Here is a 26745-nt window from a genome sequence, read left to right as displayed (position 1 = left end):
AATCCGGAAAGTCTTCCGGATTTGTGAACGCGGGGCGTCCCGCGAAGTTTGGCACCGCTTTCTTCCCGCGGCCGCCATTGCCCGAGGCATTTTCCCGTTTGATTTTCCATCTTGCCCTCAATAGATGTCCTTCTTCGTAAAGATCATGAACGAAACCGCCAAGGCCGCGGCTGCCCACAGGGCAAGGACCGCCAAAGAAAATGAAAGGGTCATCCCTTCGACGGGAGGCATTCGGCCGTTCAAATAATTGGCCAGCTGCAGATTGATCATGAACAAATACTTGGCCGACGGCCAGGAGGAAACCATGTTCGACAAGGTGGCCCCCGAGGTCAGGAAAGCGACCATGATCCCGATGACAAGGGGGGTGCTTTTGAACAGAACCGAAAACATCAAGGTCATGCTGCCGACGGCGGTGCCGGCAAACCAGGCGAAACCGAATTGAAACAGCAAATATCGCCACAAGGGAAGCAAATGCACATTGGAAACGTCCAGATCTTCCCCGGCCGGGCGAAAACCGGTCAAAACCGGGTTTTGCCAGCCGCCGAAACCGAAAAAGAAGCCGGAAAGGAGGCAGGACAAGACCCCCATCAGCAAGAGGATGAAAGAAACGGAAAGCAGGAGGGCGATATATTTTCCCGCCAAGACTTTCCACCTTTTCACCGGCCGGGTCAACAGCAATTTTAGGGTCCCGCTTCCGGCTTCGGAAGCGACCAAATCCGATGCGACAACGACGACAAGGAGGGGAATGAACAAATGGATGGAATCATCGAGCAAAAGGCGCATGAATCCCGGCGCTCCCGGCGCGTGCGGATTGATGTCCCGTTCCAGATAATATTGCTGCTGGCGGATCAAAAGCCGCAAATTTTTTTTCGTTTTTGCCGGAAGCGACGGGGAGTTCAGCCGGTTTTGGGCGTCGACGATCTTCGTTTGCAAGGCCGTCCGCCAGTCATCGGAACCCAGCCGTTCATAGAGGGTATCCAATTCCTTTTTCTCCGCGTAGGAAAACAGGAGGGTGAGGGCGGCGATGATCCAGGCGATGGCGGTGAAACGCCTTTTCCGGATCATTTTTAACATTTCATTATGGACGAGTGGAATCAACGGCTCGTTCCTCCTGTCAGCTCCATGAACAAATCTTCAAGGGTCGGCAGTTTTGTTTCGATTTGAAAGACCTGGGCCCCGTTTTTTACCAGCTTTTCGTTGAAAAGGTGCGCTTTTTCCGGGCGATGGGAGGCGATCAGGAACCCGTCTTCCTCATAAAGATCCACCCCTTCTTCCTTCAAGATCCTTTTTCCCGTTTCCAACGGAGAGATCCGCCATCGGACCTTTTCCTTCCGCGCAAGCAATTCCCCCACCGTGCCGCTATGGATGATTTTTCCGTCCGAAAGGATCGCCACCCGGTCGGCCACCAATTGGATTTCGTTCAATAAATGGGAGAAGATCAGCACACCCATCCCCTCTTCCGCGGCCAAACGGCGGATGAATGTCCGCATCTCCTGCATGCCGAAAGGATCGAGGCCGTTGGCCGGTTCGTCCAAGATCAATATTTTCGGCCTTCCGAGGAGCGATTGGGCGATGCCCAGCCGTTGGCGCATGCCCAGCGAATAGGTGCTCACCCGGTCGTGGATGCGGTCCGCCAAACCCGTCATTTCCGCCACTTCCCCCACTCGGCTTTTCGGGATGCCCGGGGTCATCCGTTGAAAATGTTCCAGGTTTTCCCATCCGGTCAAATAGGGATACATTTCCGGATATTCGATGAGGCAGCCGATCTGACGGACGGCCTTTAAAAAATCCCGCCGGATATCGAACCCGCAAACGGTGACCCTTCCCCCGCTCGGCCTGACCAGCCCCGTCAGCATGCGGATCGTCGTCGTCTTTCCCGCGCCGTTCGGGCCGAGAAAGCCGAAAACTTCCCCCGCGCGGACGGAAAAGGAAACGTCCTTCACCACTTCCCTTTTCCCGATCTTTTTTGTCAATCGGACGGCTTCCAGGATGACCGGACCGGGATTCATCCGCTTTCTTTCCTTTCCGCCAGCGGCACGAGGGGAGCGAGCCGTTGGGCGATCCTCCGGTAGCCCTCGGCATTCGGATGGAATTTGTCCACGTTTAAAAACCCATTGACATCGATTTCGAACAGATCGAAGACCGGGACGGCGACGACGCGCGGATATTTTTCGGCGGTTTCGAAAGCGGCAAAATTCCAGCGGCGGATGATTTCCGAATAGGTTTTCCCTTCCGCCAGGTCGGAGAAAGGGTTGTACAGGCCGATAAAAAAGACGTAGGCGTTGGGATTACGTTTCCGGATCTCCCGGAAAATGGCGTCCAAATGGCGCAAAAATTTCTTCTCGACCGGACCGACGTCTTTCTTGGATTTGATCTGCAGCGCCTTTCCCTTCTGAAAAAGGTCGTTTCCGCCGATCGTCATCAAGATGAGATCTGCGTCCGAGATTTGCCGCTGTACTTCCGAAAGCCGAAGCTGGCCCAGCAATTTTTCCGAGACCATTCCCCGGACGGCCAAGTTGCGCAGCAGGATCTTTTTGCCGGTCCGTTTTTTTATATGATCCGCGAGATAACCGACATAGCCTTTTCCCGTTTCATCCCCCGTTCCCCTCGTCAGCGAATCCCCCAGCGCCACGATCCGGAAGGCGCCATCATCCCCCTTCGGCGACATGGCCGGTATGCCTTCCGCGGGCGGGGGCGGGGAATGTTTCGCCGCCTGATCGTGGAAAGCGATGAAAAATCCGGTGATCCACAACAAGGTGGACAAAAGGGAAAAAAGGCTCACCCATTTGACTGCGGCCCCTTTCACGCTTTCCCCTCCCATTCTCTAAGATTCTTTTCCCTGTTGATGGAAGCCGGCTGTCCGGCGGGCCGGAAGATGCCTGGAGCCGGATTAAGGCCTTTTACCGAAGCCTTTTACCGGAAACCGGCACCCGGCCGTGAAATCCTCCCCGCAGACCGGATCTTTCGGCAAACGGCCCCTTCCAAACCGGTTCGGACGGGATCCGGGCCGGGCCGCTTTCCTACCGTTCGGGGAACGCTTCCCTTTCGGGAAATGTTCTTCGCCGTGCGTTCAACAGGAATCTATCTTTACTGTCTGCAACTTTATCCAATTTATGCAATGGATGGAGGACTTTGTTTGAAAGGGGCGGCCATCAATGGGAGGGAAAATGGGGATCCGGGGATGGCAAGGACGCAAATACCGCCGCGGGCGGGCGGCCGTCCCGCCGCCTTGGGGAGATGTCCGGAATCTCTTCGGTGGAAAAGCCCGTTAAAAGGGGACGGATCAGATCCGCAGTCTTTCGTACAAATACGGGACGGAACGGAAGGCGTAGATCTTTTCCAGGATTTTTTTGTCCCGGAAGATGAGCAGGCAGGGCACGCTTTCAATCGCAAAGGCTTCGGCCAAATCCGGCAAATAGTTGATATTGGCCTTCCCGACGGAAAGTTCGGGCAGCAGTTCGCAGACGACGGCGAGCATCTTGCCCGCCAGCGCGCACGTCCCGCAAAAGGGGGTATATAAATAAAAGGCTCCCTTCTCTCCGCTTTCCAGTTTTTCCAAAAACGTCTCTTTCGTCCATTCTTCCATGTTTCCCATCCTTTAAACGCGTTTTCTTCCCGCTCCCCATTATACCATAGGCCGCTTCGTCCGTTCGTCCGCAAAGGCCGATCTGAAAGGCTGCCGGAATTTTCCGCGTTTTCAAGTTCCCTTGCCGCAAAATCGGGAGAGGGAAATTCGCAAAACCTTCGGGAGGCATTTCCCTGCCTGCACCTGCTCATCGAGGTTCCGGCTCCCACGTGAGTAAGACGGTTTCCTGCGATTTCCATGCTCTCGCGTATTCATCGAGCATAGGCTCGAATTTCCGTAAAAACCTTCGGGAGGGCTGCGCATGCAAAAAGGAGGAAATGAAAAAACGCCGGGGGCAAGCCCGGCATCGGCGGCGAAGAAGAACAGGAACGGAAAGCAACAGGGGCACAAACAAGAAAATACCCGGATCATGGCTCGTCCCGGGACAAAGGCGGCCGGGATTTTCCGCCGCCTTCGGGAGCCGGACCGATTTCGGGTGACGGACGCTGATTTCCCGACCTGTTCATGCTGCCGGTTCGTTTTCAGACAATTTCGTGGATCGTGATTTCCGGGCGGCTTCCGAGCCGGATATTCACCCCCGTTTGCCCCAATCCTTCGCTGATGTAAAAAGGTCTCCCGTTCAGCACATGCAGTCCCTTAATCATGTTCATGCGGACGAGTTTTCCCATTTTGACGAGATGGAAAGGCTTCGGCCAGTGGATCTGGCCCCCGTGGAAATGCCCGGACAACAAGTAATCGTAAGGGAATTTTTTCATATGGAGCACCACATTCGGATCGTGGGTCAACACCAGGTTGAACCCTTTCGGAAGACGGTGAAAGCTTTTATTTAAGTCGCTCCGGTTCGTGCTGAAATCATCGATGCCGATAATGTTCAACATGGCATTCCCCATCGGGACGGAAACATGTTCGTTTTGCAAGGTTACGCAGCCGTTCTCCTCCAGGGTGTTTTTCAAGGTTTCGAAGGATTCCCCGTTTAACATGTAATCGTGATTTCCGAAGACCGCGTAAATGCCGTATGCCGGCTTGACTTTTTGCAAAACCTGAAGGTATTCGGGCAGCTTCCGGATGGTCCGCTTCCGGTCGAGGAAATCGCCGGTAATGGCGATCAGATCCACCTTTTTGTTCGAAATGATCCGATACAACTCTTCCGGGCTGATGGACAGCTTTTCCAGATGCAGATCCGACAAATGGAGAATCCTCAATTTTTTCCAGGCCGTGCCCGGCTTGGAAATCCGTATCGTATTCACACTGACTTTTTTCGTATTTTTATAGGAATGGAACAAAAGGGTTCCGATGGCGCTAATCAGAATGGCGAAAAACATTTGCATCTCTCCCCCATTTAAACAGTATAATCCCCGGGGAAAAAGATTCCCAGTGGGAATGGCAGGAAATGATCCGGGGGAAAGGCCGGTTCCTTGTCCGTCCCTTGTTTCAAAAGCCCCCTCGCGGGAAAGATAACGGACGGATTCCTCGTTTTTTCCGCTTTCTTCGGCAACCGCTGGCATCTGCGATTCTTCAAATCTGATATGACCGTTGTTAGGGGAGGCATCCATTCGGGAGTTTCGAACCGCCATTTTCCGACGTTGCAGTCCGCCTTTGCCGGTGTGAATTCCCCTGAGGGGCACGATTTTCGCCCGCCCCCCGTTTGAAAAAAGAAAAGGCGATGCAAACCTTGGGCAAACCGGTTTGCACCGCCTTTCCGAACATCAGGTCATGATCTTGCAGATGTCGTTGGAAAATTCCACCGGGTCTTCGACGGGAAGCCCTTCGATGAGCAGGGCCTGATTGTAGAGGAGGTTCGTGTAAAGTTTCAGTTTTTCCTTGTCTTGGGCAAAGGCGTTTTTCAGCGTTTGATAAACCTGGTGGTCCGTGTTGATTTCCAGCACCTTTTGCGCCTTCACCTTTTGCCCGTTCGGCATGGCGCTGAGCACTTTTTCCATTTCGATGGTAATCTCGCCTTCCGTGGAGAAGCAGACGGGGTGGCTTTTCAACCGGGTCGAAGCCTTGACGGCTTTCACTTTGTCGCCGAGCACGTCCTTCATGAAGTCAAAGAGCGCCTTATCTTCCTTCGTTTCTTCTTTCTTTTGCTTGTCGTCCGTATCGATTCCCAAGTCGCCGCTCGTGACGGATTTGAATTCCTTGCCTTTGTATTTTTCGAGCATCTTGATGGCGAACTCATCGATGTCATCCGTCAGGTACAGAATTTCGTACCCTTTGTCGGCGACCAGTTCCGTTTGCGGCAGCTTCTCGATCCGTTCCACCGAATCCCCCGTCGCGTAATAAATATATTTTTGGTCCTCGGGCATCCGGGAGACGTATTCCTCCAAGGTAACCGGCTTTTTCTCCTTCGAGGAATAGAACAGGAGCAAATCCTGCAGTTCTTCCTTGTGTTCCCCGAAGTCGCTGTAGACGCCGTACTTCAGCTGCCTGCCGAAGTTTTTGAAAAAGGTCTCGTATTTTTCCCGCTCGTTTTTCAGCATGTTTAAAAGTTCCTTGCGGATTTTGTTTTTGATGTTTTTGGCGATCACTTTCAAGTTCCGGTCATGCTGTAGCATTTCGCGGGAAATGTTCAGGGACACGTCTTCCGAATCGACCATGCCTTTGACGAAACTGAAGTAGTCTGGAAGGAGGTCCGGGCATTTGTTCATGATCAGGACGCCGTTGGAATACAGCTCGAGCCCTTTTTCATATTCCGTCGTGTAATAATCAAAGGGCACCATTTCCGGAATATAGAGGATGGCCTGGTAACGGATCGTGCCGTCGACGCGGATGTGCATATATTTGAGCGGCTTGTCGAAACCGTAATGTTTTTCCGTGTAAAAATTCTCGTAATCTTCGTCTTTCAGCTCGTTTTTGTTCTTCCGCCAGATGGGGACCATGCTGTTTACCGTTTCTTCTTCCACCGTATCGGCGGTTTCGCCGGAGTCGCCGTCTTTTTTCTTCCGGGTGACCGCCAGTTTGATCGGATAACGGATGAAATCGGAATATTTTTTAATGATCTCCCGCAGGCGCCACTCTTCCAAAAATTCGTCGTAATTTTCGTCCTCGCTGTTTTCTTTCAAATGCAAAATGACTTCCGTCCCGACTTCTTTTTTCTCCCACGGTTCGATCGTGTAACCGTCGGCGCCTTCCGATTCCCATTTGTAGGCTTCTTCGCTTCCCAGGGCCTTGCTGATGACCGTCACCCGGTCGGCCACCATAAAGGCCGAATAAAAGCCGACGCCGAATTGGCCGATAATGTCATGCCCGTCTTTGATTTCGTGTTCCTGTTTGAAGGCCAGGGAACCGCTTTTGGCGATGGTCCCCAGGTTCGATTCCAGTTCTTCCCTGGTCATCCCGATCCCCGTATCGAGGACCGTCAATGTCCGTTTCTGCTTATCCGGGATAATCTTTATGTAATAATCGTCCTTATTAAAGGTCAGGGAGTCGTCGGTCAACGCTTTGTAATAAATCTTGTCGATGGCGTCGCTGGCGTTGGATATGAGTTCCCGCAAAAACACTTCCTTCTTGGAATAGACGGAATGGATCATCATTTCCAACAGCCGCTTCGATTCCGCTTTAAATTCGGTTTTCGCCATGGCCCGCATTCTCCTTTCCTAAAGGATGAACCGATGGTGAAGAAACGGTTAGCACTCTTTTCCCCCGAGTGCTAATCGACATTATTTACATATCATATTTCCGTGGCGATGTCAACTTTACCGCAAAACGCCGCCCGATCCGGTGAGGCGAGGCATTCTCCGGGTCCCGATCCGGCCGGTCCGCCGGTTAAATCATCACCCGCACCGGCTGGCCGATCACCATTTCATCTTCCGTTACGAAGGCATCGTAAGCGAGGATTTTGACCCCTTCCTTCGCCGCCTTGGAAAGGGCTTCGGCAAAGGGCGGATCCATCTCCCGGTTTGGCGAAAATGCCCGGCATCCCCCCATTTGCACGAGGAAAAACAGGACGGCGCCGTAGCCCTCCTTTGCCGCCTCCGTCAATTCCAAGATATGTTTCGTTCCCCTTGCCGTCGGCGCGTCGGGGAATAAGGCCACCCCGTCCTTTTCCAAGGTCACGCCCTTGACTTCCATAAACCCTTTTTCCGTCTCCCCTTCGTAATAGAGGTCAAAGCGTGACTTGCCGAAGGCCTTTTCCCTTGCCAGCAGGCGGATCGGGCCGAGTTCGGCGATTCCGCCGCTCATTAGGGCATCGTAAACGACCGCGTTGGGCGCCTGGGAGTCGATATTGACCCAACGGTCTCCCTTCTTCACGGAAACGAGGGAATATTTCGTTTTCCGGCCGGGGTTCGACGAAATTTCCAATCCCACCTCCGCCCCTGCGACCAGCAATTCCTTCAGCCTGCCGGTGTTTTTGACATGGACCCTCTCCGTTTTTTCCCCGGCCTGCACCTCCGCAATGAACCGGTTTAGCCGCCGGATGAAGGTCCCCTTTATCGTTCGTTCATATTTCATGGTCCCGTTCCTTCCTTAAAGGTAATCCCTTCCCATTATACTACAGGGCGGCGATCTCAAGGATTTCCGGACCGAAAGGATTAACGGGGATTTTATGCGCAAAAAGAAAAAGGAAGTGTTTGGAAACCGCCAGAACCCTTCCCTTTTCTTTTCATTAGTCCGGCAACAGGGTTTCAAAAATTGGGCTCCTTTTCTTTGAGCGTCCGCGCATTTGAATAGGATGGAGGCTGATTGCCCGATAATGTTTTTATTCGCTCTTTTTCCTCGGTCTTGTCCAGATATTCGAAGAAACCGAGGAGATTTCCCCAAGGGTCAGCAAAAGTTCCCCATTTTACAGGAACTTCTTCCCTCGAATAGATTTTGAAGTTCTCGATGTGCAAATCCCGGACAAGCCTTTCTCTTTCAAACGCGATATCGGGTACGCCAAGGCGTAAAGGTCCGCTTCCTTCTGCCGGGTCCCCTTCCGCCACTTGCAGCCAGCAGCCCGGGATAATCTCCCATTCGGCAATCCCCGCATGGGGGATAAAGTCCGGCGGCTTGTTTAATAAAGTCTGGTACCATCGTATTCCTTCATTTATATCTTTCACCCGCACTTGAATGGTCAATTCAAATATCAAATCTTGTCTCCCCCTCCTTTACCGCCTTCCGGTAAACCGTCCTGTTCGTTTTCCGTACGCGCTTCCGATCGATTGGCCCCCAATGCTCAGATCTTCAATCGGAAATAAACGGCTTTCAGCAATTCATTGGATTTCATTTTTCAAGCATATCGCCCAGATGTTTCCGATAAATTCCCAAAATATTCTTCGATTCCTGAACGGTTATTTCTCATACGCTTTCAAACAAATGGAATTTCATCCCGTAAGGATCGTCGATCAGGACGCTTTTTTCGCCGAACGTCTTTGCGATCCGGCAGCCATTTTTTAAGAGCGCTTCTATTGCCCTTTGAAAATCTTCGACCGCCAATTCGAAGCAGACATTTCCATACTCTTTTTCATTGTTTTCGACATAGAAGTTCTGGCCTCCGAAGGAAAACTTCGTTTCGCTTCCGGACGTTTCATCCATAACGGTCATGCCAATCGTGTTTTTATAAAAATGCACGGCTTCTGCGTAATTTCTGACTTGAATCGCAATATTATTCGTCAGATCGAGGTGAGAGGTTTTATTGATTTTTCGTTTTGGATGAAAATGTTGCGAACCGGACGGAAGCAGGTCAAACAGGTGCCATACGACACAATAATCATCCCCGGGCCCGAAAGGGGCGTCGGCGATATGAAAAATATTTCCATCCGCATCTTTTTGAAAGGTGGAGACACCCGGATAATAGGTTCCATCTTTTGCAAAACCGAAATCTTCTTTGAAGGTCGTGCCCCTTGTTGAGATCATGGGAAATTGCCATCTCCGTTCAGCCGCAAAAGCATTTTGCACCTCCGGGGGATCGGGCGTTGCCACCACAAAGGCGCATTTCTCAATGATATGATGATAAACGCCGTTAAATCCGTCCGCCCACATGGTACAATGGGAACAAGATTTGCCCATATTGTGCACGACAATGAGTTCATGATGATTGCCAAACAGATCCGAAAGGGTAACGCGCCGATGATCCGAATTGAAAAATTGATAGTTTTTTACTTTTCTGGCCGGAAAAGATTTTCTTAATGCAGCCAGCCGTTCTTTCTTTTCGGCAATTTCTTTTTCCAAACGTTGGATTTCGGAGAGGATTGCCTCGCGATCCACGGACGGTTCCTCCTTTCTGCTGGTCCGCTTCGAAAATCCTGCTGGATCCGTTTCACAGAAAATATGAAAACTATGGAAAAGCAGGACAGGGTATTTCTCGATCCCAACCCGCTTTTTTGACATGACGGAATGGCCGGCAGGACGACAGGCTTGGAAGGATGATACGAATTCACGCCTCTTTCCCGGACATCATCGGATGGCAGAAATTTTGGAATGTCTTTCTTGCAAAACACCCGTCAAGCAATCGGCCGCGGTGCCTGAAGACTTTCCGAACCGGCAAATTCAGACCTGTGCCGCTGCCCACCTCCTACGTATTGTTTTCCTTTACTTTATCAAAAAAATCGGAATCATTTTTCTTCTTGTTTGCCCCCTTTACTTTTTCAAACAACAATCTGGGCAGATTGATCAATATCGGGGGATCATAGGGCAGCGGCTCGCGCAGCTTGATCCTTACGACGGATTGGGACCCCTGTTTCACGGCCACGGGTCGTTCGGCTTTCCCGCGAAGGGCACGGTTTAACAAAAAATAGTCTTTTGGATTCAGGCTCCAGGAGATCGCTGCGGCCAAAGCATAATACGTGCCGTCCGGCACATGATAAAAGGCACATGTCGTTTCACCGGGCTTTAGCGCCGTGCCGGCAACGGGGCGCTCGTCCGGAATCGGCCTCGGAAATAAACCTACAAAAATGATCCCTTTAAACTTTTCCGGCGGTTCAAGATGGCAGACGACGGAAGGATGGGGTGGTTGAAACGCCCGGTCCGTTTCTTGAAAATCGTAGGCATTCAAAAACCCGTACAAATCTTGGATGCTGTTTTGATATTGTTTCGGCGGCAGACCGACATATTGTTTGAAAAGGGAACTGAAGGTTCCCATGCTCCGATACCCGACGGATAACGACGCCTTCAATATGGATGAGGATGAATCGGCCAAAATTTTTTTGCCCGCTTCAATCCGCAGCGCCGACAAATAATGGCGGGGAGACACGCCGGTGACTTCCTTAAAAATCCGGACAAAATGGTAGGGGCTGTACCCCACATATTTCGATAATTCTTCCGTGGTAATTTCTTCATCCAAATGGTCTTTCATATATTCAATGGCCTTGATAATGATCGCTTTCTTTTCCATCCGGGTCACCTTCCGAAGGAGATTTTTCTTTTAAATTTCTAGGCCATTGACGAAAATCCTTTCATATTCATTGCTTTAGGCATAAATTTTCCGTCTCCTGAGGGGGGCCTGACGCCCGCCGGTCCCCGTCCGGAATTTTTCGCGCCGGCGTATCGCCCCTATTTTTGGCGCGCCGGGCGCTCACAACGCGCAGCGGCCGGTGCGCTCAACGTTTGTGCCCATGCCGGGCGCAGCAAATAAAAAAACCTGCCGGAAAGGCAGGTTTTCAGGTCCTCAATGATTCACGGTTTCTTCATGGCGATTGTAATCGTATTTCGACCGGTCCACGGGCTTGAAGTTTTTCGGCGTGTAGAAGCGGAGCAGGTCGCCATTGACCACCTTGTCGGAAAGGGAAAGTTTCTTTTCCACCAGTTTCAGGTATTCCTTCGCTTCGTCCATCCGATCTTCGGGCAGTTCCAGTCCCGTTTGGGTATCGTAAAATTTTCCGTGGATGTAGCTGATCGTCGGGCTGACAAAATCCCCGTTCCGGAACGGAACGACTTGATCATGGTCTTTCGACAGCAGGTCCGTTCCAAAATGGATGTAATCCTTCGAATCGATGCCGAGAAGGTGCAGGAGGGTCGGCAGCAAGTCGATCTGTCCGCCGTACGTATGGTTGACGCCTCCCTTGACCCCGGGGATGCGGATGATCAGCGGCACCCTTTGCAATTTGGCGTTTTCGAGGGCGTCGATCTCCTTCCCGAGAACCTTTTCCATCGCCTCTTTATGGTTTTCGGAAATGCCGTAGTGATCGCCGTACATGATGATCACCGAACGGTCATAGAGGCCGGATTCCTTCAGATAGTCGAAGAATTCCTTCAAGGCCTCGTCCGCGTATCTTGCCGTTTGGAAATAACGGTCGACGGATTTATCCCCCGTATGGTGCGGCGGGATCGTCGCGTCTTTTTCATCGATCAGGTAAGGATAATGGTTGGAAACGGTAATGAACTTCACATAAAACGGTTCCGGCAGCGACTCGAGATACGGGATCGACTGGGCGAAAAACGGTTTATCCATCAACCCGTATTCCGCGGTGTTTTCGGGATCCATTTGGTAATAATCCGCGTCGAAAAACTTTTCGTAGCCGAAGGATTTATAAATTTCGTCGCGGTTCCAGAAAGTCCCGTTATTGCCGTGGAACACGGCCGTCGTATATCCTCCCAGCTGGCTCAATATCGCCGGGGCGGCATGGTAGGTATTCAACCCTTTCGTCGTAAAGGCCGCCCCTTGCGGCAGGCCGAACAGGGAATTTTCGATCATGAATTCCGCATCAGCGGTTTTCCCTTGCGCGGTTTGATGGTAGAAATTATCGAAGTAGATCGTATTTTTATCCCGGATCAGGGAGTTCAGGAACGGGGTCACTTCTTCCCCGTTCAATCGGTAATTGATCAAAAATTGCTGGATCGATTCCAAATGGAAGTAAATCACGTTCATCCCTTTGGCGACGCCGAAATATTCCGGATTCGGCTTCGCGTAATGGGATCGCGTAAAGTTGAGCACTTCCGTCACGTCGCTGGAATCGGCCAAGGCCTTTTCCGCCGTGGAACGGGTGCTTTGCACCGCGTCATAGAGAACGTAATTGTACATCCCCAAATATTTGACGATGTAGTGCCGGTCAAAGCCCCTCGTCAAAAGCTGCGGCCGGTCGGCTTCCGCGAGACCGATATTGAAACTGATGACGCCCAGGGCAAAGATGAGCAATGCGGCGACTTTCCTGCGGGCGATCCTGGAAGCGTCCAGTTTTTTATAGCGGGAAGCAAAAACGGCAGCAAGCAGGATGAAGTCGCTGAAGAACAAAATGTCCGACGGATACATCAAGGATAGAACGCTGGTGCCCAAGTCCCCGAAATTCTGGGTTTGGAACATCGTCGGAAAGGTAATGAAATCGCTGAAGAAGCGGTAGTAAACCACGTTGGCGTACAAAAGAACGGAAAGGACCAGGTCGATGAAAAGGATCCCGGCGTACTTTTTCCGTCCGCTCAAAAATAAAGCGAATGACAAAAACAATAGGGACGATCCCAGCGGATTCAAAAACAGCAAAAATTTCTGGATGGCTTTTTCCGTCCCCAGCTCAAACTGGGTCTGCTGGATCACGTAGGTTTTTAACCAAAGGAGAACGACGGCCAAAAGGAAAAAACCTGTCGCTGTGGAAAGATTCCGTTTTGCTTTTCCTATCATCAACGATCACTCGCTTTCAATCTAGAAAGGGTCAGCGCTTTTCGGCCGAAGGTTTCGGGAACAAAGGACACCCTTCGTTCCAAAGAAACGATGGACCGAAAAAGAAAAGAACTGATCAGATACTTTACTATACTACTTTTTATATTTTTGTCAAGGGAAAAAATTCTTCAAAAAAATGGGAAAAAGGACTCCTTTTTCCGGCCTTTCCCTTCCGTCATCCCGGATGCCGGCGCGCATTCGCGCAAAAAAAAATCCGGGAATTTCCGCTTTCCCGGATTCTTGATTTCTATTTGATTTGCTGAAAAGGCAACGCGTTTTTGGCCGGCAGCATCCCTTCCCCTTCCGGTTTATCCGCTTCTTCTCCCCGATTTTTCATCAGGATGGGATACAGGATGAGCCCGGAAGCGAACAGGCCGATCCCCAGAACGAACGTCAGCCAGTCGTCCGTTCCCGACTTGATCACCCAAAGCGAATACAGGAGGGCGAAAAAGGTGATGATCCCGTCCTTCGTCCGGCTTATCCAGCGGCTTTGATAGGTTTCGCCGGTCACGACCAGCTTCAGCTGGTATAAGACGGTGACGAAATATGGCACCAAATAGGAAAGAGTGGCGACGATTGCGGCGAAATTATAGGCTTGGCCGACGGTTCCCGACACCGTGGAAAACAGAAAGACCTGCGTCAACAAATTGGTCCAAAACATCGAACGGCCCGGGCTTCCCTTGGCGTTCGTCCTTGCGAAAAAGGACGGGAACAAGCCGTTTTTTGCCGCCTGATAAGGCACTTCGGCGCTCACGACAATCCAGCCGATGATGGAGCCGGTTAACGAAATCAAGGCCAAGAGGGCCAAGATCATCCCACCCCCGCCGCCGATCGCCCGGTTCAAAGCGTCGACCAAAGGTTTTTGCGATTCCTGCAGCTGGGCGAGGGGAACAGCTTTCATCGTCAGCAATGTAATAAAAATATAGATGAAGACGGTTATCATCAGCCCGAGAAGGGTCGCCCGTTTCACATCCTTCTGCGATCTGGCCCGATTGGAAAGCATCACCGCCGATTCGATGCCGATAAATCCCCAGAGCATCAATACGGCCGCGGCGTTCATCTGTTTCAACAGGGGCACCGTCTCTCCGCCGGGCCGGACGAAAGAAAAATCATCCTTGGCGAAGGCCAGTTCCAAACTTCCCCCGAGCAGCAAAATAAATAATAGAAAGCCGGCCACCTTTGCCGTCGTCGCCAGGACGCTGATTTTTCCGCCGCTGCTGAAGTCCCGGCACAAGATCCAATGGATGGCCCATAAAACCGCCGTGCAGATGGCAAAGGTCAGCGCCCGCCCGGTCTCCAGCTGAAAATTCCCGACCGCAAACAGCACCTCACGGCTTTGCAAGACGGGAAAAAATGTGGAAAGGTATCCGGCGAAGGAAATGATAATGGATGCGTTCGCGCTCCAGTTCGCCGCCCAATATCCCCAGGTCATGCTGTAGCCGGCGACGGTTCCCGCCTTCGGGGAAGAAAAAAGGGCCTGGGCGTAGCTTTGCGGCCCCGCTTTCAGTTCCGGCTTCCTTAATGCCAGGTTCCCGAAAACGAGGGCGATCATGAACACCCCGAATCCCGTCAGCATCCAAGCGAAGGTGGTCCCCATCGGGCTGGCGACATGGGATAAGGAAGCGGGCAGCATAAAAATGCCGCCGCCGATCATGTTCCCGACCACGATGGCCGTCAAAACGGAAAGTCCCCATTTTTTGTTTTCCATCTTCTGTCCTCCCAGCATTCCATCCGTGCTGTCCATGTGAAAAGGTGTTAACGAATCGGTCGTTCCTCCCTTCGCTTTCCCGTTGTTTTACAACCCGTCCCCGATGGATGCAGGATTGAAAATGAATCGGAATGGCGGGGCGTTTCCGGCTCCCCGCCATTCGCCGAACGGTAAAAAACATGTCGAATTTTTGACGTTCGACAGAACGAAATCTCCCATTCCATTTTGACGGAATGCGGGGTTCAGATAAAGGAACAGGATGTGAAAAAAAGATGAACAAATTGTGAAGAACTTTTTGACCGGGCCGCCGGCGATGACCCAGGAAAGGGATAAAGGGAAAGGACAAGCCGGTCTGGCAATTCCGCGATTACCCTTTTTTCGGGACTGGCGGAACCTTTCATGGCATGACCGTAAAGCGCGGATTGGATGAAACCGCCGCCCTGCGAAGCATCACCGACGAGGCGGCCAAGATCGCGGGAATCGACGGCCGGGCCGGTTCATCGGAGTCGGGGAAGGATGCGGATCTCGCCAACTGGTCCCACCAATTCGATATTTTTTCAATGCTCTTATCCTCCCCGCATCTTTTGTGGCTCCGGTTGGCCGGCCCTCATTTTCCGGTTTGCGGACGTCACCGTCCGTTCATAAAACTTTCCAGCTGCGCCCTTGTCGGCATTCCCCCTTGAGCGCCTGGCTTGGTTACGGAAAGGCTGGCGGCATGGACCGCATACCGGCAGGCTTCTCCCAAGGAAAGGCCTTCGCTCAGGAAATGGGCCAGCGCCCCGTTGAACGTATCCCCGGCGCCGGTCGTATCCGCCGCATCCACTTGCGGAGCCGGGATTTCGATCTTCCTCCCCTTTTCATGATAGACGGCTCCCTTTTTTCCGAGGGTGATAATGAGCTTTTCCAGGAATTCTTCTTTGAAGGTTGCGCTTTTCATCAGCGCTTCCGCCTCATGTTCATTCGGGGTAAGGTAGGTGATCATCTCCCACCAGCCGTCCGGGATCGGCTGGAACGGAGCGGGATTTAAAATCGTCCGGATCCCGAACCGTTCCGCCCAGAAGAGGACCCGTTCGACGGTGTCAAGCCGGGTCTCCAGCTGCATGAGGATGATGTCGCTTTTTTCCAGTGCGTCTTTCATCCGGTCGATATCTTCCGGAGCCAATTGGAAATTGGCCCCCGGAACGACGATGATGGAATTTTCCCCTTGGGCGAGAACGATGAGGGCGGTGCCGGTGGAAACGTGTGTAACCGGTTTCACATGGTCGACAAGAATGCCTTCCTTTTTCAAATAGGTCAAATATTCATGCCCGAAAGGATCGTCCCCGACGCAGCCGATCATCTGCACGGTTCCGCCCAGCCTGGCGGCGGCGACGGCCTGGTTGGCCCCCTTTCCCCCGAAGCTGGTTCGGAATTCGCTGCCGATGAGCGTTTCTCCGGGTTTCGGAAAACGGTCGACGGTGGAAATCAGATCGATATTCAAACTTCCGACAACGGTGATCATGGTCTACCTCCGCTCTCCTCGCGAATTTGAAATTTTTGCTTACGTCGATTCCCTGACGATCAGCTTCGCCTCAAAAACGTAATGGCTGGTCCGCAATTTTCCGCCGTTGATCAGCTCGAGTAGCAGTTCCCCCGCCTTTTTCCCCAGTTCGCTGATCGGCTGCTCCATGGTCGTCAATTCGGGGGTCACGGCCGTTCCCCATTCGATGCCGTCAAACCCGATGATTTTCAGCCGGCCCGGGATCGGAATGCCCAATTTGGAAGCGGCCTTCATGGCGCCGACCGCCATCACGTCGTTTCCGGCGAAAACCCCGTCGATTTCCGGGTGTTTTTCGAACAATTCCAGCGCATTCTCCATCGCCGTGTTCAGATCGTAGTTTCCGGGAACGATATACGGTTTCAAACCGTTTGCCCGGATTTCGTCCCTGTATCCCCGCAACCTCTCTTCCGCGGTGCAGACCTTCGCCGGGCCCTGGATATGGGCGATGTTTCTGCACCCCCGTTCGAGCAAATGCCGGACGGCCTTGCGTGCGCCGGCGTAGTTGTCGACGGAGACGGAAGGTATTTCCTCGCCGATCACCCGGTCCAGGCAAACGACCGGAAGCGGGAGCTCGCTGATGTGCTCCTTTTTCAAAGTGTTCGATACGACCAAAAACCCGTCCACGTATTTGGAGACCATCAAGTCGATGCTCTTCAGCTCGTTTTCAAGGATTTCATCGCTGTTGAACAATAGGATCGTATACCCGGCCCTTTTCATGACCATTTCCACGGAGCGGACCAGTTGGGGAAAAAAGGGGTTCGTAATGTCCGGAATGATAAAACCGACCGATTTTGAAGTTTTTTTGAACAGGCTCCGCGCCACCGCGTTCGGTTTGTAGTCGAGGCTCAGAATGGCCTCTTCGACTTTTTTCCGGGTGTCCTGGTGCACGTATCCCCGGTTGTTCAGCACCCGGGATACGGTGGCGACCGATACGCCCGCCAGCTTTGCCACATCACGGATCGTTGCCATCTTTCCTACCAGCCGTTTCATCAAGATTTGGGATTTTTCCGATAGGTAACCGGTTACACATTTCAAAAAATATATAACTTCTTTTCCACAAAGAAGTTTCAAAGATTCGCGATCTTTTCCTTCATTATAAAATGTAAGTGCTTTCATGTCAACGGAATTTGCGGGAAAATGGAGGGAATTTTTCCGGCCATAAAAAAGAGGGGGCATCATGCCCCTTCCCCCGCAGCCGGTTCAAGCCCGCAGGTTTCCGGCAAAACCGTTCTCCTGCGCTGCGGACTCGGAATAAGCACCTATTTGCATCCGCTTTTTCCGCAACTTCTATGGCCTTATTGCCGGGATGAAACCGGCCCCGTACTGTTTATTGGATTTCTCCCAAAAGCCGGTAGGCTTCCTCTTTCGATTGGACATTCAACAACCGGGACCGGAAGGTTTCATCCATTAATTTCCGCGACAACATTTGAAGAATTTTTAAGTGGGCGTTTCCGGCGGCCCGTTCGGGAACGGCCAACATAAAAATCAGTTTTGCGTCGTTTCCGTCGATGCTGTTCCAATTCACGCCATCCCGTTTCAGCCCGAAGGCGACCGCGGGGCGTTTTACCCCGGCCGATTTGCCGTGGGGGATGGCGATGGACATGCCCAAGCCCGTGGAGCCTTCCTTTTCCCGGTTGAAGATCGCCTTTTTAAACTCTTCCTTGGAAGATAGAATTCCTTCCTTGTCCAGCATTTCGATCATTTCGTCGATGATCTCGTCCCGGGTTGAGCCCTTCAAATCCGGTTCGATCAAATTCATATTCGTCAGATCGGCCAGTTTAAAGTTTTCCGGGGTTTCAGCGGAATCCGAAGGTTTTTGGGCTTCATCGGCGACGGATTTCTCCTTTTTTTCCCTTTTTGCAGCCTTTCCGTTCCCGTCCTCCACGTCCTTTTTCAAAAGATTAACCATGAATGCCGTAACGAAGGAACCGATGATGGCCGCCACAAAAAACATGAAAACATTGTCCACCGCGCCGAGGACGGCCACGATGGGACCGCCGTGGGCGACCCGGTCTCCCACGTTCCCGATCATGGCAATCACCGAACCGGCCATGGAGCCGACGATGATGCCCGGAATGACCCGCAGCGGATCCCGCGCTGCAAAGGGGATGGCGCCTTCCGTAATGCCGAACAATCCCATGGTGAAGGCCGCTTTTCCGGCTTCCCTTTCTTCCTGGCTGTATTTTCGTTTGTTGATGAAGGTAGCCAATCCCATGCCGATGGGCGGAATGCAGATGGCGACGGCAATCGGACCCATGATGCTGTAGTTTCCTTCCCCGATCATGGCCGCGCCGAACAGGAAGGCGACTTTATTGAGGGGACCGCCCATATCAAAGGCGATCATCGCGCCAAGGATCATGGCCAAGACGATGGAGCTTCCGCCTTCCATCGTTGCCAGCCAGTCCGTCAGGGATTCAAACAGCTTCGCGACCGGAGCGCCGATGACAAAAATCAGCAAGAGCCCGACGATCAGCGAAGAAATGATCGGGATGAAGATAATCGGCATGACAGGCTGGACGGCCTTCGGCACTTTGATCCGCTTGATCGCAAGGGCCACGTAACCGGCGAGAAATCCGGCGATGATCCCGCCGATGAACCCGGCTCCGGCTTCGCTTCCGTAGAAGCTGCCGTTTGCCGCGATGTAGCCGCCGATCATGCCGGGAACGAGACCCGGCCGGTCCGCGATGCTTACGGCGATAAAGCCCGCCAAGATCGGGACCATGAACATAAAGGAAGCGGCACCCAATCTTTCGATGTGTTTCCAGAAGGAATCATCCGGAATGACGATCCCCTTCGGCGTTTGTTCCCCGCCGAGGGACAAGGACAGGGCGATCAGCAGCCCGCCGACAACAATGAAGGGAACCATGTAGGAAACGCCGCTCATCAAATGCCGATACACCGGATTTTCTTTCCGGACGCTTTTTTGGTCCGCATCCGCCGCGGCGGTTTGGGGCCGATAGATGGGGACGTCCCCTTCCAGTACCTGTTTGATCAATTCTTCCGGGCGTTTGATCCCGTCCTGGACGCCCGTGATCAGCACCCGTTTCCCGGCAAAACGTTCCTTCGGGACTTCCTTGTCCGCGGCGATGATGATTCCGTCGGCTTCGGCGATATCCTTTTCCGTCAAGGGGTTTTCAACACCGATGGAACCTTGGGTTTCGACTTTGATGTCTACGCCCAGCGCTTCACCGGCCTTTTGCAGGTTTTCTGCCGCCATATACGTGTGCGCGATGCCGACCGGACACGCCGTAACCGCAAGTATTTTTGCCTTTCCCATCGTTTTCTTGTTCCTCCCTGAAGCGTTTTCTCTGATGCATGATTTTCTTTCCTCTTTATCATAATGCCGGTTTGTCCGAAAAATATTTTTAATTTTTACCGGAACTTGCGGTAAGAAACGTTTATTTACGGAAAGGACAGACCGTGTTGCCGCCCCCGGAGAAACATTTATTGACGGAAAAAAGTCCGTATTTTCGTCCCCCTGTTCGGATGTTCCGCGGGAAAAAAGGTTGTTCGGCGGAAAAAACAAGCCGTATTGCCTTCTCCCGTTCGGACATTTGCGGGAAGAAATGTTTATTGGCGGAAAAACAAGTCCTGTTGCCTCCGCCCGTCCGGACATCCCACAAAAAAAACGATGGCGGCAAGGGCGGCGGGCCCGGTACGGATTTCCGGGAAAAGGCCGTTACGCGCCGGCTGAGGAGGAAAAAGCTACCCTTTGCGGATCCTTGCGTTTGGTTTGTGCGGGGGAAGCGTTCGGCCTAAAAAATAAGGGCGTTCCCGCCCGTCCGGGAACGTCCGAACATGGTATCGCCGCAGGATCCCATGGCTTTGACGCCTTTTTCTTTCAGAAGGGAAAGCGCCAATGCACTACCGGATGATTGATGATATGTTCAGCACTTTCCTTTCAATAGAAGAAAAAGCACCCGGCAGAAATCGCAGCAGCCAGCGAATCTTTGCAAGAACTTTCCTTTCAATAGAAGAAAAAGCGTCCCCTTATTGCGGCACCGTACCGAGAGGACTTGCAAAGGCTTTTTCTTCCCCCAAGTCCTTCAGCACGCGCAGAAGATCTTGATAATTCCTCGCCTCCATGAAGGATTTGACGGCATCCGGGGTTTCGCTGATCAACGCGATTTCCTTCATGACGCCGCGGGCTTCGTCCTTTTCCCGGCTGCCGATGGCGAGCAGGAAGACGAGGGATACCTTCTCATTTCCCCACTCCATTGGCTCCCACAATACCGCCAAAGCAACCGCGGAACGCAAAACCATCGAAGGGTCGCCGTGGGGAATCGCGAGGCCTCCGCCTATGGCCGTCGCCGATTTTCGCTCCCTTTGCATGGCGCTGGCGATGAACCCTTTTTCGACATAGCCTTTTCTGTACAGTTCCATGCACAGCATTTCCACCACTTCATAGCGGTGTTCTTTTTGCCATCCGAAAAAGACGGTATCTTCACGGATGAAATTGGCGAGCACGGGTTTCCCGGCGACAAAGGATTTTCCCTTGTCCCACCCGGCCAGAAGCCGTTTCAGCTTTTCCCCGTCCCTCGTTTCAAACAGGGGCGAAATGACGATGCAGGGAATCTCGGTTTTTTCAACGGGAACGGTGGAAAGGATCAAATCGATGGCGTGGTTCTTTAAGAAATCCGGAAGTTCCGCTTTTCCCAAGCAGCCCAAAATCTCGATATCCGGAAACTGACGGGTGATTTTCGTTTCCAAGAGCCGGGACATCCCGATCCCCATGTGGCAGACGATGCATGCTTTTACCTTCTCTCTTTTGTTTTCCAGGCGCTCGGCGGAAGCTTGAAAATGCAAGACGATGTACCCCGCCTCATCCTCCGGCATATTCGCGATTTCGTCGATGCCTTCCATGGCCAGAATGACCATGCTGAACATATAGGGATACATCTTTTTGATATTTTCCAAGAGGGGATTGGTAATCGGCAGCCCGTATTTCATCCGGAACCGGACGGCGTGCATATGGACGGCGAGACCATGAAACAAAGCCTCGTCATCGGCAAAAGGAAGGAAGGTCAACCGGGTCATTTTTTCGATCAGCCGCCGGACGATGCCGGCCGTTTCCTCGTCCCATCGGAATTTGTCCCGGGTCCCCTCGTCCCATTTTTTCCGGCTGCCGACAAGAAGCCAAGTAAAATAGATCTTTTCCTCTTCCGGAAAAGCCAACCGGAGATCGTTCGCAAGCCGCCGGCAAAACCATTCCGAACAATGATATTCCCTTTGCCGGACGGCGGTTTCCCTTTCCTTTTCGGGAACGGCCACAGGCGACTGTTGCCGGATTCTTTTGACCATGATCAAGGCGTGGATCTGCAAACTTTCCAAGGCATCGTCCGTAAAAGAAACGGAGAATCTCCGCTGCATATCATCCAAGGCGTTTTTTACCGTCGTGACTTCATGGGGCAAAAACAGATCAAGGACATAGCTTTTATGGCAGGCGGCTTCCGGGAACAGTTCATTCAAGTGGGCCAGGGCCATCCTTTTGTCCAGCTCCGACCCTACGACCCTATTTCCCAGTTTCGGTTTGGAAACGAGCCGCAAACGGAACCGTTCCAGCCAGCCGGCGAGAGATTTCATATCTTTGTTTATGATATTTTTCGAAACAAAATACTTGTCCGCAAATCGGGAAAGCGGGATCGGATCCCGGCTGGTCAGCAGCTGGAAAGCGATCTCAAACAGCCGTTCTTCGCCGCTCAGCGAGCGTGTGGAAAAAAGCTCCCGGAAAAGCCCGGCCTTTTCCCCTTCCCCGATCGCCAAAGATATGCCAACCCCGGGTTTGCGGATGAGTTTTGCCCCGCTGGTCCTCCGGAGGAAATTTTCGATCTGGTCCAGATCATTCCTCACGGTTTTTTCCGAACAGCCGAGCTGCTTCGCCAATTCTTCGACGCGAAAAATTTCCTTTTTTCCGGTCAACAATATTTTTAACATTTCCTTCTGCCGCTCGTTCATCCCAGCCACCTGCCTTCCTGATGCGAAAAGATCCGGGCAAGAAGGAAAAAATCATCTCCCAGGATATGATAAAACATTTCCTTCTATCCGTCATGAAAAAGCTCCGGCATTTCATCCGGAATTTAATGGAGAAGAAACCGGCGGCGTATTCGCTCATTGACGCCCGCAACGGTATTTCGGAGGAATTTCAAAGGGAGGCGTCTTGCGGCCGGCTGCGGACCATGCGGAGCATTCAAAGGAAGGACGGGCGGACGTGACCGGTATTTAGGACGGCTTATATGACGGCGGCGACAGAAACTAGCTGGGATTTTGCCTGAAACAGGTTGTAAGGATTAAACGGGCTAACCCGGACGGTATTGGTTTCCGCCGCCCTATTTGGATGAAGTCCAAGAAACCGTGTAAAAAGAAGCGGACGGGAAAGGGTCCTATTGCCAAGACCCGTGCCCGCGAAGCGGGAGGCAAAATTTTTACAAAGATTTGGACGCAACCCCTATTCGGAAACGGGAAGAAAAAACCGTCCCTTCATGATCCGGGACGGTTCATTCGGTCGAGAAAATGCCGAAGGAAACGTTCGGCGTCCACTTCCGTGCACACATCCACGTTCGGTTCCGGATGGCCCGGCCGCAAGTCGGCGACGGTCCTTCCCTTCGAGATCTCCCCCTCCGTGTCCACCTGCACGTACAGCCGTTCCGTTTTGACAAAGGACGGATCGATGACCGCGCCGACGGCCAAAGGGTCGTGGAGGGCGCAGCCGCCGATGGACGGATAAAACTTTAAATAAGCGTCCATGTAAAATTCCGTAATATGAGTTAAAAATCTGCCCAATGGCGTGCCGATTTTCCGCCATTCTTCCAAAACGCTCCGCGGAAGAAGGGTTTTCATCGTCACGTCGAGGCCGACCATGGTGACCGGCATCCCGGAGCGAAAGACCAGCTCGGCGGCCTCCGGATCTGCGTAAATGTTCGCTTCCGCGACCGGCGTGTAATTCCCCGGATGGAAAACGGCGCCGCCCATCAGCGTGACATTTTTCACGAGGCGGGCGATGGAGGGATCTTTCATGACGGCCAGGGCAAGATTCGTCAACGGGCCGACGGGGATCAGGGTCACTTCATGGGGATAGGCGCGGACCGTCCGGACGATGAAATCGGCCGCATGTTCGTCCGCCGGTTCGGCCTTCGGTTCGGGAAGGGGTGCGCAGGCAAGGCCGTCCGATCCATGGAAAGAGGACGGATCTTTGTCGTTCCGCCGGAAAACCGGCTCCCGCGCCCCCTTGGCGACGGGGATATCCGTCCTGTTCAAAAGCTCCAACACCTTCAACGTGTTTTTCGTCGTCTGTTCCACGGTATGATTGCCGAAGCAGGTGGTGATCCCGAGCACTTCCAGCTCCGGCGAACGCAGGGCATAGACGAGCGCCAGGGCGTCGTCAATGCCGGTATCCACATCCAGGATGACTTTTTTCATTCGGTTCACCCGCAAATGTTTTTGTTCCGGTTTAAAGGGGTCCCATTGAAGCGGGACGTCCCCTCCGCATGACACTTTCTGCGCAGGGATCGTTCCGTTTCCTCCCTATTTTGCCAAGGCATCGATGAAACGGTTGAAAAACCTTTCGTAGTCCGCTTTTACGCAAACGAGGACATTCGGTTCGGCGCCCCTCCCGATACGGAAATCCGCGACCGTCGCTCCCAAGGAAAGGGTTCCCTTCGTTTCGATTTGGACTTGCATCGGCACTTTTTCCGCCAGGGAAGGATCCAAGGCGACGGCAACGGCCAAGGGATCGTGGAGGGGGCAGCCCCGTTCTTCCCAGTACCCTGCATAGGCGCCAAAACGGAATTCGAGCAGTTCTTTCACGACCCGGACAATTTTTTGGCCGCCCGCATCTTTCCGGTATTTTTCTTCAAGAAGTTTCAGATGCCTTTCCGTAAAAATGGCCTTCATCGTCACATCCAGCCCGACCATCGTCAGCGGAAATCCGGCGGAAAAAACCATATGGGCGGCCTCCGGATCGCCGGCGATATTCCCTTCCGAAACCGGGGTCGCATTGCCGGGGACGCGGATCGCGCCGCCCATGATGACCACTTCTTTTACCTTTTCCGGAAGCCGGACGTCCTTGGCCAGCGCCAGCGCCAAATTGGTCAGCGGGCCGAGGAAGAGGAGCGTCAATTCCTCCGGATATTCCTCCGCCTTTTGGACGATAAAATCCGCGGCGTGGCCCGGCTGGACGGATCGGGCGGATTCCGGAAGCTCCACATTGGCAAGGCCGTTTTCCCCATGGAATCGGACGGCCGGGCCTTGCCACGGGCGAAACAGCGGTTGTTCCGCCCCTTGGAAAACGGGAATATCCTCCGGCGCACCGGCCAGCTCCAAGATTTTTAACGTGTTTGCCGCCGCCCGTTCCGCGGAAACATTCCCGAAAACCGCCGTGATCCCCAGCAACTCCACATCCTGTTTCAACAAGTAGAGGATGCTTAACGCATCGTCAATCCCCGTATCCACATCCACGATCACTTTCTTTTTCCGCGCCAAATACCGCACCTGCCAATCTTTGTTATGAAGGAATGCTTTCTTTCGCTATGTTTGGGATGGAAAAAGCGGAAACGGTGTCAGATACATATCTGCTGATTCCCATCATTGGAAATAAAAAAGCATGTGTATTTTACAAAAATGAAGGAGTAAAAAACAATTTGTTGCCAGCAAAAATTAAAAAAGGTTTCTATTTATAAACGTTCATTGCCGGTTTTATGTCCGAAAAGGACTGGCGAACGCAATCAAAGATTTTCGGCCGAACGGTTAAACGATTTCGACATCTTTAATAGGTAAAAGATTGAAATTAGAGGAACAGATAGATAATGAAATCTTGTTTTCTATCTATCAAAAGTAAGATACAAACTTAAACCAAAACCTCAACGGCACAGAAAGCGTCCAGGTCACGGAACCCTTTCCTTCTGGTTTCAATCCCTTAAAAGGTAAGATACAAACGCTCTGGTTACGGCCAAGCTCTATATCGAAGCGGGACTGTTTCAATCCCTTAAAGGTAAGATACAAACGAATTTTGTCATTTGTATAATCAATTTTATATATGTTGTTTCAATCCCTCAAAGGTAAGATACAAACGTGCCGTTCTTGATGAAAGAATTGGCACAGAAAGGTTTCAATCCCTTAAAGGTAAGATACAAACGGCCGCGACCCAACCGAAAACCGGCGGCAAAGTGGTTGTTTCAATCCCTTAAAGGTAAGATACAAACCAGAAAACTTGGTTATCGTTTTGAAGATGATCCGATTGAAGTTTCAATCCCTTAAAGGTAAGATACAAACTTCGCCTCCAACAAATGGGGGTATTCGTAGATGTTTCCGAGTTTCAATCCCTTAAAGGTAAGATACAAACGACGGCCCATGGTTAGCCATGGGCGACACTTTAGTGAGAGTTTCAATCCCTTAAAGGTAAGATACAAACTTCTGCCGGATTGAATTCACGGAGTTTTTCCGTGAGTTGTTTCAATCCCTTAAAGGTAAGATACAAACCAATGATCCGTGATGAGGATTTGAATCGGTTTCAAAGTTTCAATCCCTTAAAGGTAAGACAAACTACATACACTTTGAGAAAGATGATACAAAAAAATATCGTTTCAATCCCTTAAAGGTAAGATAGAAACAAAAAATGTTGCATTTCATAGCAAAGATGAGTATAAGTTTCAATCCCTTAAAGGTAAGATAGAAACCCGCTGGCAGCTCTGCAACAGTCTTTTCAACAGTTGCGTTTCAATCCCTTAAAGGTAAGATAGAAACTTTTCAACGGGAAACCCGTGCGGACTCTGGTGATCAAGTTTCAATCCCTTAAAGGTAAGATAGAAACAGCTAAGCCGATTGAAAGAAGAAGTCGAATTCATGAAGTTTCAATCCCTTAAAGGTAAGATAGAAACACATCAAGGGTAAACACACAGATCGATATTTCGTTGTTTCAATCCCTTAAAGGTAAGATAGAAACTGTGCATGCCGAAAATTCGCATGACCGTTGACGATTAGTTTCAATCCCTTAAAGGTAAGATAGAAACGCTTTTCGCTATCGAATCCACAAGCGCGATAATAATCGTTTCAATCCCTTAAAGGTAAGATAGAAACTGCGCACGATTTTAGCATGAAAAATCGTGCGAACAAAAGTTTCAATCCCTTAAAGGTAAGATAGAAACCAGACGATCCAACGCCCAAGCTGGATCGTCAAGCGCAGTTTCAATCCCTTAAAGGTAAGATAGAAACGATTGCAGAGCTGACAGCTGACATCATGAAAGATATGTTTCAATCCCTTAAAGGTAAGATAGAAACTTACCCTCGAAGAAATTAAAACCGTGCTATTCGATTTGTTTCAATCCCTTAAAGGTAAGATAGAAACGATT

The 26745-nt window shown here is 51.7% G+C and carries 18 protein-coding genes and 1 CRISPR repeat array; all 18 genes read right to left on the bottom strand.

From position 1 onward, the window contains the following. Window positions 1-117: 117 nt before the first annotated feature. Complete coding sequence (locus tag A3EQ_RS0105835; protein WP_020154248.1) at window positions 118-1098, bottom strand: ABC transporter permease; 981 nt, start codon at window positions 1096-1098, stop codon at window positions 118-120. Continuing rightward, complete coding sequence (locus A3EQ_RS0105830) at window positions 1095-2009, bottom strand: ABC transporter ATP-binding protein (RefSeq protein WP_020154247.1); 915 nt, start codon at window positions 2007-2009, stop codon at window positions 1095-1097. The genes A3EQ_RS0105835 and A3EQ_RS0105830 overlap by 4 nt, the downstream gene beginning before the upstream one ends. After that, entirely contained in the window at window positions 2006-2806 is an 801-nt protein-coding gene (locus A3EQ_RS0105825) for an SGNH/GDSL hydrolase family protein (protein ID WP_026499780.1), read from the bottom strand. Before A3EQ_RS0105825 ends, A3EQ_RS0105830 begins: the two co-directional genes overlap by 4 nt. Before the next feature lie 477 nt (window positions 2807-3283). Next, window positions 3284-3586: a thioredoxin family protein gene (locus A3EQ_RS0105810; RefSeq protein WP_020154244.1), complete on the bottom strand. Its 303-nt coding sequence runs from the start codon at window positions 3584-3586 to the stop codon at window positions 3284-3286. A gap of 521 nt (window positions 3587-4107) precedes the next feature. After that, window positions 4108-4908 carry a metallophosphoesterase gene (locus A3EQ_RS0105800; RefSeq protein ID WP_020154242.1) on the bottom strand — a complete coding sequence of 267 codons (801 nt, stop codon included), beginning with the start codon at window positions 4906-4908 and terminating at the stop codon, window positions 4108-4110. 384 nt (window positions 4909-5292) lie between these two features. Then, window positions 5293-7164: a molecular chaperone HtpG gene (htpG, locus tag A3EQ_RS0105790; protein WP_026499778.1), complete on the bottom strand. Its 1872-nt coding sequence runs from the start codon at window positions 7162-7164 to the stop codon at window positions 5293-5295. 187 nt (window positions 7165-7351) lie between these two features. Beyond that, the gene (gene sfsA / locus A3EQ_RS0105785; protein ID WP_020154239.1) at window positions 7352-8038 is read right to left on the bottom strand and encodes a DNA/RNA nuclease SfsA; all 687 of its coding nucleotides are present in this window, start codon (window positions 8036-8038) and stop codon (window positions 7352-7354) included. A gap of 173 nt (window positions 8039-8211) precedes the next feature. Then, window positions 8212-8655, bottom strand: coding sequence for a VOC family protein (locus A3EQ_RS0105780; RefSeq protein WP_020154238.1), 444 nt, complete (start codon window positions 8653-8655; stop codon window positions 8212-8214). Between the two features lie 208 nt (window positions 8656-8863). Beyond that, window positions 8864-9772 (bottom strand): DUF899 family protein, encoded by a 909-nt coding sequence (locus tag A3EQ_RS0105775; RefSeq protein ID WP_020154237.1) that lies wholly within the window; start codon window positions 9770-9772, stop codon window positions 8864-8866. Between the two features lie 307 nt (window positions 9773-10079). Further along, a complete protein-coding gene (locus A3EQ_RS20690) occupies window positions 10080-10898 on the bottom strand; it encodes a helix-turn-helix domain-containing protein (RefSeq protein WP_020154236.1) in 819 nt (272 codons plus the stop codon). A gap of 273 nt (window positions 10899-11171) precedes the next feature. Further along, window positions 11172-13115, bottom strand: coding sequence for an LTA synthase family protein (locus A3EQ_RS0105765; protein WP_020154235.1), 1944 nt, complete (start codon window positions 13113-13115; stop codon window positions 11172-11174). Between the two features lie 286 nt (window positions 13116-13401). Beyond that, window positions 13402-14862 (bottom strand): amino acid permease, encoded by a 1461-nt coding sequence (locus A3EQ_RS0105755; protein ID WP_020154234.1) that lies wholly within the window; start codon window positions 14860-14862, stop codon window positions 13402-13404. A 628-nt stretch (window positions 14863-15490) separates the two neighbouring features. Further along, window positions 15491-16363 (bottom strand): ribokinase, encoded by an 873-nt coding sequence (rbsK, locus tag A3EQ_RS0105740; RefSeq protein WP_020154231.1) that lies wholly within the window; start codon window positions 16361-16363, stop codon window positions 15491-15493. 39 nt (window positions 16364-16402) lie between these two features. Beyond that, window positions 16403-17371, bottom strand: coding sequence for a LacI family DNA-binding transcriptional regulator (locus A3EQ_RS0105735; protein ID WP_026499776.1), 969 nt, complete (start codon window positions 17369-17371; stop codon window positions 16403-16405). A gap of 358 nt (window positions 17372-17729) precedes the next feature. Continuing rightward, a complete protein-coding gene (locus A3EQ_RS0105730; RefSeq protein ID WP_020154229.1) occupies window positions 17730-19679 on the bottom strand; it encodes a PTS fructose transporter subunit IIABC in 1950 nt (649 codons plus the stop codon). Between the two features lie 713 nt (window positions 19680-20392). Next, window positions 20393-22357, bottom strand: a complete 1965-nt coding sequence (locus A3EQ_RS20685) for a BglG family transcription antiterminator (protein WP_020154226.1) — start codon at window positions 22355-22357, stop codon at window positions 20393-20395. A gap of 522 nt (window positions 22358-22879) precedes the next feature. Next, on the bottom strand, window positions 22880-23818 hold the full coding sequence (locus A3EQ_RS0105705; RefSeq protein ID WP_026499774.1) for a nucleoside hydrolase: 939 nt from the start codon (window positions 23816-23818) through the stop codon (window positions 22880-22882). 105 nt (window positions 23819-23923) lie between these two features. Further along, window positions 23924-24880, bottom strand: a complete 957-nt coding sequence (locus tag A3EQ_RS0105700; RefSeq protein WP_020154223.1) for a nucleoside hydrolase — start codon at window positions 24878-24880, stop codon at window positions 23924-23926. A 491-nt stretch (window positions 24881-25371) separates the two neighbouring features. Further along, a CRISPR array of direct repeats spans window positions 25372-26741; the repeat unit is 30 nt; unit sequence GTTTCAATCCCTTAAAGGTAAGATAGAAAC. Between the last annotated feature and the right edge of the window lie 4 nt (window positions 26742-26745).

The organism is Caldibacillus debilis DSM 16016, assembly GCF_000383875.1.
Taxonomy (GTDB): domain Bacteria; phylum Bacillota; class Bacilli; order Bacillales; family Caldibacillaceae; genus Caldibacillus; species Caldibacillus debilis.
The sequence above is the reverse complement of the archived record's forward strand: the minus strand, read 5'-3'. Positions and strand labels throughout refer to the sequence as shown.

Excerpts from the sequence above, each read along its gene's own strand:
- A3EQ_RS0105730 (WP_020154229.1), bottom strand. The coding sequence starts at position 19,679 with ATGGGAAAGGCAAAAATACTTGCGGTTACGGCGTGTCCGGTCGGCATC.
- htpG (WP_026499778.1), bottom strand. The coding sequence starts at position 7,164 with ATGGCGAAAACCGAATTTAAAGCGGAATCGAAGCGGCTGTTGGAAATG.
- A3EQ_RS20685 (WP_020154226.1), bottom strand. The coding sequence starts at position 22,357 with ATGAACGAGCGGCAGAAGGAAATGTTAAAAATATTGTTGACCGGAAAA.
- A3EQ_RS0105800 (WP_020154242.1), bottom strand. The coding sequence starts at position 4,908 with ATGTTTTTCGCCATTCTGATTAGCGCCATCGGAACCCTTTTGTTCCAT.
- A3EQ_RS0105755 (WP_020154234.1), bottom strand. The coding sequence starts at position 14,862 with ATGGAAAACAAAAAATGGGGACTTTCCGTTTTGACGGCCATCGTGGTC.
- rbsK (WP_020154231.1), bottom strand. The coding sequence starts at position 16,363 with ATGATCACCGTTGTCGGAAGTTTGAATATCGATCTGATTTCCACCGTC.
- A3EQ_RS0105735 (WP_026499776.1), bottom strand. The coding sequence starts at position 17,371 with ATGGCAACGATCCGTGATGTGGCAAAGCTGGCGGGCGTATCGGTCGCC.
- A3EQ_RS0105705 (WP_026499774.1), bottom strand. The coding sequence starts at position 23,818 with ATGAAAAAAGTCATCCTGGATGTGGATACCGGCATTGACGACGCCCTG.
- A3EQ_RS20690 (WP_020154236.1), bottom strand. The coding sequence starts at position 10,898 with ATGGAAAAGAAAGCGATCATTATCAAGGCCATTGAATATATGAAAGAC.
- A3EQ_RS0105810 (WP_020154244.1), bottom strand. The coding sequence starts at position 3,586 with ATGGAAGAATGGACGAAAGAGACGTTTTTGGAAAAACTGGAAAGCGGA.
- sfsA (WP_020154239.1), bottom strand. The coding sequence starts at position 8,038 with ATGAAATATGAACGAACGATAAAGGGGACCTTCATCCGGCGGCTAAAC.
- A3EQ_RS0105830 (WP_020154247.1), bottom strand. The coding sequence starts at position 2,009 with ATGAATCCCGGTCCGGTCATCCTGGAAGCCGTCCGATTGACAAAAAAG.
- A3EQ_RS0105765 (WP_020154235.1), bottom strand. The coding sequence starts at position 13,115 with ATGATAGGAAAAGCAAAACGGAATCTTTCCACAGCGACAGGTTTTTTC.